A 12,081-nucleotide genomic window follows, 5' to 3' on the forward strand; every position below is an offset into this window, starting at 1 on the left:
TTACCAGTCGCCGATTGAATACAAAAGAAATCGATGACCTTATCTTTTTGGTACTAAAATGTGTTGCCATTCCAATGAAATACCTAATTATGAAAAAAGAGATCATTGCGAAGTCGATTTCTTTCTGATTAGTGGTCCCGATGGTGAAAGATTTGAATTTGACATGACAAAATATTTCTTATTCTTATCAAGAATTAAATAGATATACTTTGCGTAAAACTACCTGATAAACAGGTAGTTTTTTTTGGATAAATTAATCCACATAATTATTTCATCATTTCAAAAATTGTTGTTCATAAGCTCTTGCTTTTTTGTCGTCAAAAGCATGTTCCCAACGCGCAATAACAATTGCTGCTAGTGCGTTACCAACCACATTAACTACCGTTCTGCCCATATCTAAAATACGTTCAACCCCCATAATATAACCAATTCCTTCAAGAGGAATACCAACACTACCTAGGGTTGCCGATAAAACAAGAATTGAAGCACCAGGTACACCTGCAATCCCTTTGGATGCAATCATTAAGGTGATGACAATAATAATTTGGTCTAAAATAGTTAAATCTATGTGGAATAACTGCGCTAAAAAGATAACAGTAATACTTTGATAGAGTGTTGAACCATCAAGATTAAATGAATAGCCTGTAGGAATAACAAAACTAGTTATCGATTTTGGTGCTCCATAAGCCTCCATCTTTTCAATTATTTTAGGCAATGCAGTTTCAGAACTTGCGGTTGAAAATGCAATCACTAATTCTTCTTTCAAGATTTTTAATAATGTAAAAATATTAAATTTGCAAATTTTACAAACCAGTCCTAATACCACTAACGTAAAAATAATCATTGCCGAATAGACGGTTAAAATTAATTTAAGTAGTGGAAGTAAAGATTCAAATCCATATTTAGCAACCGTTACCGTGATAAGTGCAAATACACCAATAGGTGCATAACGCATTATCATATTAGTTACTTTAAACATAGTATCTGAAATTACTTTTAAAAATAAAAGAAAAGGTTCACGTTGTTTATCTGGCAAAGACATTAAGCCTAGACCAAAAAAGACACAAAAGAAAATCACAGGTAAAACAGCACCGTCCGTCATAGCTTTAAAGATATTAGCAGGAATCATATCTAATATCATAACAATTAAACCATGAGGTTTACCGCTTAATTCTTCAGCTGCTTGGGTATACTTACTAATGTCTGTCGTTGCAAGTGTTGAGGAGTCAATTCCCGAGCCAGGTGAAAAAATATTTCCCCAAGAAAGACCTAATAAAATAGCAATAGTTGTAATAATTTCAAAATAGAGAATTGTTTTAAAACCTAAGGTCCCTAACCGTTTTGAGCCACCAAGACCTGCAATACCTAGAGTTAAAGTACTCAGTATAATTGGCAACACAATCATTTTAATTAACCGAATGAAGATATCGCCTGCAGGCTGAAATATATTTACTATTGAAAATTGATAATATGAATGCAAAGGGTGGTTTGTAGCAGAGAGCTCAAATAAATAAGCACCTACGGCAATTCCTAGAATCAAAGCAATCAAAATTTGCCATGCAAGATTTGTTAATATTTTTTTTATTAAAAATGACATCTAATACTATTCCTTTTTACGATTCTTTAAAATAAAAAAGGATTAGCAAAACTAATCCTTTTAGATTATTAAATAATTAATCCTCGGACACTTGAAGTGAATCGTGCCGTTCATTATTTTCCGATACCTCCGATCCACTTGCGTCATCTTCTGTCTCGGCTATTCGTTGTAATCCCACAACTTTTTCGTTGTCAGCTGTTCGAATAAGCATGACACCTTGAGTGTTACGACCAACAATACTTACCTCTGAAACACGAGTACGAACAAGTGTTCCTGCATCTGTGATTAGCATGATTTGATCGGTTTCATCAACTTGAACTGCGCCAACAACAGTACCATTTCGCTCACTAACTTTGATAGAAATAACACCTTTAGTTGCCCTTGATTTGGTTGGATATAGTTCTTGCTGTGTGCGTTTACCATATCCATTTTGAGTTGCTGTTAAGATTGCGCCACTACCTCTAGGTACAATTAATGAAACCACTTTATCATCGCTATCAAGTTTTATGCCACGTACACCTGCGGCCGTTCTGCCCATACAACGAACTTTATTGGCTGGAAAACGAACAACTTTACCATTAGCAGAAAATAACATAATATCTTCAGTCGTTGAGATTTCACCAATCAGGTTATCATCTTCTGAGTCAATATCTTCAACAATGGCATCATCATTAAGTTCTTCATCATCTACAATAGCTGATGGATCATTGCTAGTTAAATCGACGCCAATTAATTCATCATCATCACGTAAATTAATCGCAATAATACCGCCACTTCGTGGACGACTAAATTCAATTAAAGATGTTTTCTTAACTGTACCTTGTGCTGTAGCCATAAATACACAATGTTCATCATCAAATTCTCGAACAGGTAAGATTGCAGTGATTCGTTCGTTTTCTTCAAGAGGTAACAAATTAATAATTGGACGACCTCGAGAACCACGGCTGGCTTCAGGCAGTTGGTAAACTTTCATCCAATATAATCGACCACGGCTTGAGAAGCAAAGAATCGTATCATGGGTATTGGCAATTAATAGTTTTTCGACAAAGTCTTCTTCTTTAATTTTAGTGGCAGATTTACCTTTACCACCTCGACGTTGAGCTTCATAATCTGAAAGTGGTTGATATTTTACATAACCTTGATGGGAAAGAGTAACGACCACATCTTCTTGAGCAATAAGATCTTCAATATTAATATCTGCGCTGCTCGCTGTAATTTCTGTTCGTCTAGCATCTTGGAATTGGTCGCGAACGCTTTCTAATTCTTCACGAATCACTTCCATTAAACGTTCTGAGCTAGCTAAAATATGTAATAACTCACCAATTTGAACCAATAATTCTTTGTATTCATCAAGAATTTTTTCATGTTCAAGGCCGGTTAAGCGGTGTAAGCGGAGATCTAAAATCGCTTGAGCCTGTGCTTCTGATAAATAATAATGTCCATCATGAATACCAAACTCTGGTGCTAAATCTTCTGGTCTAGCTGCATCATTACCTGCTTTTTCTAGCATGGCAGCAACATTTCCAAGTTGCCAAGCTTGGCTCAATAATTTAGTTTTTGCTTCACTAGGTGTTGCAGCAGCACGAATAAGCTCAATGATAGGATCAATATTGGCAAGTGCGATTGCTAAACCTTCTAATACATGAGCACGTTCGCGTGCTTTGCGTAATTCATAAATGGTTCGACGAGTTACAACTTCTCGTCTATGAAGCACAAAAGCCTCAATCATTTCGCGTAAATTTAGGAGTTTTGGTTGGCCTTTATGTAAAGCCACCATATTGATACCAAATGAAACTTGTAATTGAGTCAAAGAGAATAGGTTATTTAATACAACTTCACCAACAGCATCACGTTTGATTTCAATAACTATGCGCATACCGTCTTTATCTGATTCATCACGTAATGCCGAAATACCTTCTATTTTTTTATCTTTAACTAATTCTGCAATTTTTTCGATCAGTTTTTTCTTATTAACCTGATACGGAATCTCATTAACAATAATGGTTTCACGTCCACTATGATCATCAACTTCTATGGTAGCTTTAGAGCGAATATAGATAATACCACGACCTGTGCGATACGCATTTTCAATACCTTTTCGACCATTAATTAATGCTGCTGTTGGAAAATCTGGCCCATGGATATACTCCATTAAACCATCGACTGAAATATTTTCGTCTTCAATAAAAGCCAAGCAACCATTGATAACTTCAGAGAGATTATGAGGAGGAATGTTAGTGGCCATACCAACAGCAATCCCTGATGCGCCATTAATTAATAAGTTAGGAATTCGTGTTGGTAACACATCTGGGATCATTTCTGAACCATCGTAATTAGGTGAAAAATCAACTGTCTCTTTATCTAGATCAGTTAATAATGCTCCCGCAAACTTTTGCATACGAATTTCAGTATAACGCATCGCAGCAGCTGAATCGCCATCAACAGAACCAAAGTTACCTTGACCATCAACCAACATATAACGTAATGAGAATGGTTGAGCCATACGTACAATTGTGTCATAAACTGCTGAATCACCATGTGGATGATATTTACCGATTACATCCCCAACAACACGAGCAGACTTCCTATAAGGTTTATTCCAATCATATCCAGCTTCATGCATAGCAAATAAAACGCGCCGGTGAACAGGTTTTAAACCGTCACGGACATCAGGTAAGGCACGCCCAACAATGACAGACATTGCATAGTCAAGATAAGAGGATTTTAATTCATCTTCTATATTAACGGGGGTTATTTCTTTGGCTAGTTCGGTCATAACACCATGTACTCTTATTAATTTAAGTCATCAAAATAGTTCATAATTATAGCATAAAATCGCTATTAATGCAGAATTAAACCTTCTTTATTTCAGCTTATTTACTGTGAATAAATAGTCTATTCTCGATTAATTGGCACAAGCAATTTAGAATCATAGCGTGCATTTCGTATGCCATCACTTTTTTGTAAGACGGAATTCTAATTTCAATATCGTTCTGGCCTAATAAGCCAATAACTTCACCACCATCAAAAGCAGTTAATGCGACAATTTTCATATCTTTAATTACCGCTTCTTGAACTGCACGAATGATAGATCTGCTATTCCCTTGGCAAGTTGCTATTATTAAAACATCACTTTGTTGCCCTAATGCTTGAATTTGACGAGCATAAATCTCCTCATGATTAGCTATAGCACTTAATAAAACATTGTCTGATACTAAAGCCATTGCAGGAATACTTGGTCTTTCAATATTAATACTGGTGATTAAACGTGAAGTAAAGCTTTGTACATTAGCTGCTGATGAACCATTACCACAACTCATAATTTTGTTGCCATTAAGTAAACTATCGACAATAATATTTGCTGCCTTTTCAATAGAATAGCCAAGTGATTCTGCCATCACGATTTGAGTTTGAATACTTTCAGTGAAGTAATTTTTAATTAAATCTTGCACACTTTTCACCTAAAATTAAAATGCATTAATAATCCATTTTTTGCTGTTACCTGTAATAGCAAAAATATCAAACCTAAATTCTGTATCTTCAATATTTAAATTTTGCGCCATCATCCATTGTTGGGCAGCCTGCCTGATTTTATTTTGTTTATTTAGTGTAACTGTCATCTCCGCATCACCAAAGTTAGCATTTTTTCGATAACGTACTTCAATAAAAACAAGACATTTATTATCAAGCATAATTAAATCCAGCTCTCCAAAGCGAAATTGGCTATTATGTGCAAGAAGTATAAGCCCTTGCTTAAGTAAATATTTGCAAGCTATATTTTCATAATGCTCGCCAATTTGTTTTTTATTCGCTTTTTGAATCAGATTTATCTTCACCATAAATATATTGCTGCCAGGAGAGTGCACGTGTCACTTCGCATTGATCACTTGTTGATAATTTACCTGTCATACCATCTAAAAAATTAGGTTGATATGAATTAAGTTGATTAAAACGATTTGTTAGTCTCCACGCATCAATGCCCATTGCATACAGGCGAATTAATGAATAATCTTTCTGAATGTTGCTAGGTATATTTGTATTTACCTTATCCATTTGATTTATAACCATAGGGATATCTGCATATTCAGTTTTATTCATATCATAATTAAAGTCATTAGAAGCATTAGCTACATGACTTTTAGAACTTGAATAAAGTGTAACCGCAGATGAATTTCCAATAGTTTTATTTGCACCCATATCAAGCATTGGCTTTATCAACGTCAATTCATCATATGAAGAATAAACATAAATAGCATCAAATCCAGCAGATACCATTCCCCCTGATAGCGTTTCATCTATCAAAATAGGATTGCCAGCAAGACTAATCCCTATGTTACGATTCATATTGGCGCTTAGTGTTTGAGTGTTACCAAAATATTGTACGTAAGCTTGTGAACTATTTGCTGACAATTGTGACCACTGTACAGCAAAACTTTGTGCAACACGTTTACCCAAATCATTTTGAGGGACTAACAGTAATGGTTTTATTTTATTTTGAGAATAAATATGGTCTGCCGCATCTTTTGCTTCATCTTCAGGAGATAAAGCAAAATAACAAATTTTATTTGCAGACGTAGTAGTGTTATCAACCTTATTCTAGGCTAAGAGTGTAATAGCTGGCTCTAGTGATTTTAATTCAATAACTTCTTTCTTTAATAAAGGACCTACAATTAACTCAACATTTTGTTCCTGTGCTTGCTGGATTAAAGTATTCATTGGCGCACTAGTTGTATCAAGTATAATCACATTTTGTTGTGGTTCTTGTGGAAAAAACTTAATACCATCCATGTAACCTTGACGAATTGTTTCACCAAATATACGTGAAGAGCTATTTAATGGTAACAATAATGCAACTTTTTTTGCATTAGCATCAACAGCAAGTGTTTGTTCTCCAGTTAATATCGAGATAATCTCTTTTGCGGGATGATCTGGATATTGTATAGCCCAATTGTTGATAGCTTGTTTTAATAGCTGTTTTTGATTTTCGGATTTTGTGGCAATAATTTCTGGTGTATCATCATCTTGCGGAGTGGATGCTTTACTCGCATTTTGGTAAGCATAAGCTAAATCAACCCAACCTTGTAATATAGTTTCATTTTCATCAACTAAAATTTTGCGGATTTTACCAGATTTTAATTTACGGAAAAAATTCCATGTATTATTTAATAATTGCCTTTTTTCTGTTTCTGATACATATTTTTCTAATTGAAGATAATCGTGGGCTTGAGCATTAATATCTTTACCATTTATATCTAAACCCAATTTAATAATGTAATAACGATACAGTTGTGAATTAGACAAATTTTCAATAGTGAATTGATTCAGATCAAATGATTTCCTTTTTTTTACAGCGATTTGCCCCTCTGATAATAACTTTTCTTTTTGTTGCTCATCATTAAGTTTGGGTGGTAAATTTGATAATAATGTAGTTGCTTGTGAAAATTTATTTTCTTTTATTAGTGCACGAATAGCTAATAATTGCCAATTAACTTTATCTATTCCAGAACTATTATCTGCTTGTGAAAGATAATAACTAGAATTTTTGTTATCATCAAAGTTAAGAGATTTCTCTGAATTTCCTAAAGTACAACATACCAAAAATGTAAATAATGGTATTATCAATATAGCATAAAAGTAACGTTTCAAGTTCATACCTACTCTCTTATAATTTTGTTATCCCCAAATTCGTTGTACATGAACCGTAATTTCTTCTCGATCATGATAAAGCTGTTTTGCTTGAATTTGTACGTTGATTTTTTTATTATTTAACTCTTTATTTAACGAATATAGATTTTGTTTTACTTCTTCATAACGTTTTTTCATTGGTAATTTGAGGTTAAAAATAGCCTCTCTACACCAACCATTAATTAACCATTTGGCTATTAATTCTGTTACTTTAGCTGGTTTCTCAACCATATCACAAACCAACCAATAAATATTATGCTTTTTAGGTATAAATTTAAAGCCATCTTCCCGATAATGTTTAACTTGTCCAGTTTCCATCAATTTTTCATCCATAGGTCCATTATCAATGGCATAAACCATCATACTTCTTTTAACCAGTTGATAAGTCCAACCTCCAGGACAAGCACCCAAATCAACAGCGTTTAAACCACCTTTTAATCGCTCCTCCCACTCATCATAAGGAATAAAAATATGAAAGGCTTCTTCTAATTTTAGTGTAGAACGGCTTGGCGCATCAGAGGGAAATTTTAATCTTGGAATTCCCATATAAAAAGGCGAATTATTTTGACTTAGTGAATAACCAACATAACAACTGGTATTACTGATAAAAAATAAGTGGACAACGGGTCTTGATGGATTCTCAATTTTTAATAAAATACGTTTACTTCTTAATGCTTGACGAAGGGGTACGGTAAATTTACGACAAAAGCCAGAAAGCGCTTTACCTTCATTTGTATCAGCAACTTCAACACGTAGATCGCCAGCTTTATCAATACATCCAGATAATGCATCAATGATTGGAGAAATACGGTTATCTGTAGGTAAATCAACTAATAGATCACCTGCTACAAACATTTGCCTTGCAAAAATTAGTGTTCGAAAATCTAAATTTTTTATTAATAATTGTGCATCATCATCTTGATAGCATTCAAAAACAACATAACCACTGTTTTCTTTAACTTTAGCAAAGCCATATACTTCTTTCTGAGCGGCTTTATCTGTAATTTCGTTAGCACACTCTTTTTCAAATCCACAACGGCAATAGAGAATAATTTTGTTTAGTTTTTGCATATTGTAATTTTTTGCTCTTTCAACAGAAGCTATAAAAAATATTCATATTAATCAGATTGAACATTATCGGTATATAAAGGTGCTTCACCTTTTGGGCGAGTTTTAAATCTTCGATGTAACCACATATATTGTTCAGGTGCTTTTAAAATTTCTTGTTCAATGGCTTTGTTCATAAAAGTAGCCGCAAGTACATCATCATCAATTGGATAACCCTCAAGCTCTGATGTTACATAAACAGTGTAACGACCATCTTTCTCACGCTTAGGAGTAAATGGTATAATAGCTGGCTGAGCTAATTTCACTAATATACGCGTGCCTACAGTTGTTGCAGCTTTTTTTACTGAAAATAGAGGCGCAAATACACTATTTTTAGGACCATAATCATGATCTGGTGCATACCAAAGTAATTCACCATTTTTTAGTGCGCGGATCATTCCTTTAGTATTATGTCGATCCAACATATATTTGTTTGATTTGAGCCGCCCTTTAAGCTGAACATAATCCATTACAGGATTATCATTTGGACGGTACACTCCGACTCCAGGATGGTTCATTCCTAAGATACGTGCACCTAATTCTAATGTCAGAAAATGAATACCAATGAGCAAAACACCTTGACCTGATTGTTGAACTTTTGTGATATGAAAATCGTCTACAATAGAAACTTTTTTAGCAAGCCGTTTATCAGACCAAAACCATGCCATACCAGTTTCAAAAATTGCTAAACCTGTTGAAATAAAATTCTCACGCAACATCTGATCACGTTCAGATTGTGTTTTTTCAGGAAAACAGAGTTTAAGATTTTGCCTAGCCGTTTCTTTACGTTTGCCGATTAATTTCATCGAAAGCAATCCTAACCCTTTTCCCAATTGATAAATGATTGGATATGGCAATAAAACGATTAAATATAAAATACCAATACCAAGCCACGTTAACCAATAACGAGGATGTAATAAACTTTTAGTAAAAATAGGGCGAATTTCTTGATTTTGACTCATATTAAGATCAAATTATTATTAATAATACAGTTGCTTATTATATCTTATTTTTCGGGAGCATAAAATAAACAAAGTCTAAGGACTTTATATCATTATTCTGTGACTAAATTTGTTATCAGTTTATATTTAAGTAGCTCACAGTTAAAACTATTAGCTATTCTTAAAATTATCTATTTTTATACTGAAACACATAGTTACCTGAAACTTTTTAACGAAAATCAAACAGCAACAGGCGCTTTGATTGCTGGATACGGTTCATAACCAACAATTTCAAAATCCTCAAACTCATAATCAAAAATTGTTGGAGGTTTACGTTTAATAACTAATTTTGGCAATACTCTTGGTTCACGACATAGTTGCAAATGAGCTTGTTCTATATGATTAGAATAAAGATGTGTATCACCACCAGTCCACACAAAATCACCTACTTGTAATTCGCATTGCTGTGCAATCATGTGTACCAACAAAGAATAGCTGGCTATATTAAATGGTAATCCTAAAAATACATCACAAGAACGTTGATAAAGTTGACAAGATAGTTTGCCATTTGCAACATAAAATTGGAAGAAGGCATGACACGGTGCTAATGCCATTTGATCTAATTCTCCAACATTCCAAGCAGAAACAATCATACGTCTAGAGTCAGGATCATTTTTAATTTGATCAATTAACTGTGAAATCTGATCTATTTGACGACCATCAGCCGCTCCCCATGCCCGCCATTGTTTGCCATAAACAGGACCTAAATCACCATTTTCATCAGCCCATTCATTCCAAATAGTTACCTTATTATCTTGAAGATACTTAACATTTGTATCTCCCTTCAAAAACCAAAGCAATTCATGAATAATTGAACGTAAATGACACTTTTTAGTTGTAACAAGAGGAAAACCTTCTTGTAAATTAAATCGCATTTGATGCCCAAAAATAGATAGCGTTCCAGTTCCCGTTCGGTCTGACTTAGGTGTACCTTCATCTAAAATTTTTCGCATTAACGCTAAATATTGTTTCATTGTGTTTTTGCCTTATTATTAAATCTATATGCAAATAAAAGAATAAAAATACCACCAATAATCATTGGTAAACATAATATTTGTCCCATACTGATAATATTTAAAAATAAGCCTAACTGCTCATCTGGTTGTCTAAAAAATTCTATAACAAATCTAAATAAACCATAGCAAAATAAAAATAAGCCAGATACAGAGCCTGTAGGCCTTGGTTTTCGAATAAAAATATTTAAAATAATAAACAGTACTATTCCCTCAAACACCATTTCATAAAGTTGTGAAGGATGCCTCGGTAAAATACCATTTAATTGGGAATAAAGTGAAAACCACTCAGGATGAGACTGAACAAACATAAAATCGGCATGCGATGATGTTGGAAATAACATACCAATCGATGAATCAGTTACTCTTCCCCAAAGTTCTCCATTAATAAAATTACCAAATCTCCCAAACATCAAACCAATGGGAACAAGAGGAGCTACAAAGTCACCTACTTGCATAAAAGTTTTCTTTGTTCCCTTTGCAAAAAGGGCAATAACGCAAATCGCACCAATTAAACCACCATGAAAAGACATACCGCCTTCCCAGACTTTAAATAAAATTATAGGATCTTTGATAAAAGCTTCTAAATTATAGAAGAAGACATAGCCTAAACGGCCTCCAATAAAAAGACCTAAAAACCCCCAAAATAATAAATTTTCAACCTGCTGTGACGTCCATTGACTATTTGGCTTATTTGCACGGCGCTTAGCCAAATAAAGTGCACCCAGCACTCCAAATAAATACATTGCACCATACCAATGAAGTGATACCGGACCAATGGAAAAGGCTATTGGATCGAAATTAGGGAATTGTAAATATTGATTCATTTTTTATTACGCTTTTTGTTTTTCCGTTTATTAGCAAAGAAATTAAATCGTTTCTTTTTAGAAATATTAGTTACTGATGTCTCTATTTCAGACTGTATAGCAAACACAGATAAAGAAAATTCCTTCATTGCCTTTCTATAGACATCTCGTTTAAATGCAATCACCTGTCGAATGGGATACCAATAACTAACCCATTTCCAATCATCAAATTCAGGTGCTGAGGATGTGTTGAGATTAATGACTGATACATCAGATATTAATTCTAATAAAAACCATTTTTGTTTTTGCCCAATACAAACTGGCTGATTTTCCCAACGGATCATCCTTTTGGGTAACTTATATCGTAACCAACCATTAGTAACGGATAAAATCTTCACATCTTTTGATGATAAACCAACTTCTTCGTTTAATTCGCGAAACATTGCCTGCTCAGGCGTTTCGCTTTGTTTTATTCCGCCCTGAGGAAATTGCCAAGAATTTTGCCCATACCGACGAGCCCAAAGTACTTGACCATACCTGTTACAAATAACTATTCCTACATTCGGACGGTAGCCATCATTATCGATCACTGACTACCTCAAAAAAATTTTCCTTGTATAGCTGAATTGTTTCATACATACAGCAAGAAATAAATAGAAAATAATTACAAAGTGACAAATACCTTCTTTTTTTGAATGTTTTTTATACTAATTAATATTTGTTACTACATTAATTAATTTTCAATAATCAAAATGATATTTAATAAATATTCCAAAAAGCAAAAAGCCCAGCATAACTGCTGGGCTCTCTATATTTAAAAGTCTGGCGGCACCCTACTCTCACATGGGTAATACCCACACTACCATCGGCAC

Annotated in this window: 8 protein-coding genes and 2 pseudogenes; all 10 read right to left on the bottom strand. The window is 34.0% G+C overall.

Features of this window, described 5'->3' with window-relative positions; genetic code table 11:
* Positions 1 to 274 precede the first annotated feature (274 nt).
* The gene (gene gltP, locus J6569_RS10345; protein WP_366941273.1) at positions 275 to 1,585 is read right to left on the bottom strand and encodes a glutamate/aspartate:proton symporter GltP; all 1,311 of its coding nucleotides are present in this window, start codon (positions 1,583 to 1,585) and stop codon (positions 275 to 277) included.
* A 166-nt stretch (positions 1,586 to 1,751) separates the two neighbouring features.
* Positions 1,752 to 4,373 (bottom strand): annotated as a pseudogene (gene gyrA, locus J6569_RS10350) (DNA topoisomerase (ATP-hydrolyzing) subunit A); the annotation flags it as partial.
* 97 nt (positions 4,374 to 4,470) lie between these two features.
* Positions 4,471 to 5,049 (bottom strand): SIS domain-containing protein, encoded by a 579-nt coding sequence (locus tag J6569_RS10355; protein WP_065590272.1) that lies wholly within the window; start codon positions 5,047 to 5,049, stop codon positions 4,471 to 4,473.
* Between the two features lie 15 nt (positions 5,050 to 5,064).
* Positions 5,065 to 5,436 (bottom strand): YraN family protein, encoded by a 372-nt coding sequence (locus J6569_RS10360; protein WP_065590271.1) that lies wholly within the window; start codon positions 5,434 to 5,436, stop codon positions 5,065 to 5,067.
* A pseudogene (locus J6569_RS10365) lies at positions 5,402 to 7,249 on the bottom strand (penicillin-binding protein activator). The gene J6569_RS10360 and the pseudogene J6569_RS10365 overlap by 35 nt, the downstream one beginning before the upstream one ends.
* Positions 7,250 to 7,270: 21 nt before the next feature.
* A complete protein-coding gene (rlmM, locus tag J6569_RS10370) occupies positions 7,271 to 8,353 on the bottom strand; it encodes a 23S rRNA (cytidine(2498)-2'-O)-methyltransferase RlmM (protein ID WP_296318396.1) in 1,083 nt (360 codons plus the stop codon).
* Positions 8,354 to 8,400: 47 nt separating this feature from the next.
* Positions 8,401 to 9,351 carry an LpxL/LpxP family Kdo(2)-lipid IV(A) lauroyl/palmitoleoyl acyltransferase gene (gene lpxL, locus J6569_RS10375; protein WP_296318397.1) on the bottom strand — a complete coding sequence of 317 codons (951 nt, stop codon included), beginning with the start codon at positions 9,349 to 9,351 and terminating at the stop codon, positions 8,401 to 8,403.
* Between the two features lie 218 nt (positions 9,352 to 9,569).
* Positions 9,570 to 10,364 carry a thymidylate synthase gene (gene thyA, locus J6569_RS10380; RefSeq protein WP_296302316.1) on the bottom strand — a complete coding sequence of 265 codons (795 nt, stop codon included), beginning with the start codon at positions 10,362 to 10,364 and terminating at the stop codon, positions 9,570 to 9,572.
* On the bottom strand, positions 10,361 to 11,230 hold the full coding sequence (gene lgt / locus J6569_RS10385) for a prolipoprotein diacylglyceryl transferase (protein WP_065575365.1): 870 nt from the start codon (positions 11,228 to 11,230) through the stop codon (positions 10,361 to 10,363). The genes thyA and lgt overlap by 4 nt, the downstream gene beginning before the upstream one ends.
* Positions 11,227 to 11,799, bottom strand: a complete 573-nt coding sequence (rppH, locus tag J6569_RS10390; RefSeq protein WP_065590265.1) for an RNA pyrophosphohydrolase — start codon at positions 11,797 to 11,799, stop codon at positions 11,227 to 11,229. Before rppH ends, lgt begins: the two co-directional genes overlap by 4 nt.
* Positions 11,800 to 12,081: the final 282 nt, after the last annotated feature.

Origin of the sequence: Gilliamella sp. (genome assembly GCF_024104075.1) — a bacterium.
In the GTDB taxonomy this organism is placed as follows: domain Bacteria; phylum Pseudomonadota; class Gammaproteobacteria; order Enterobacterales; family Orbaceae; genus Gilliamella; species Gilliamella bombi.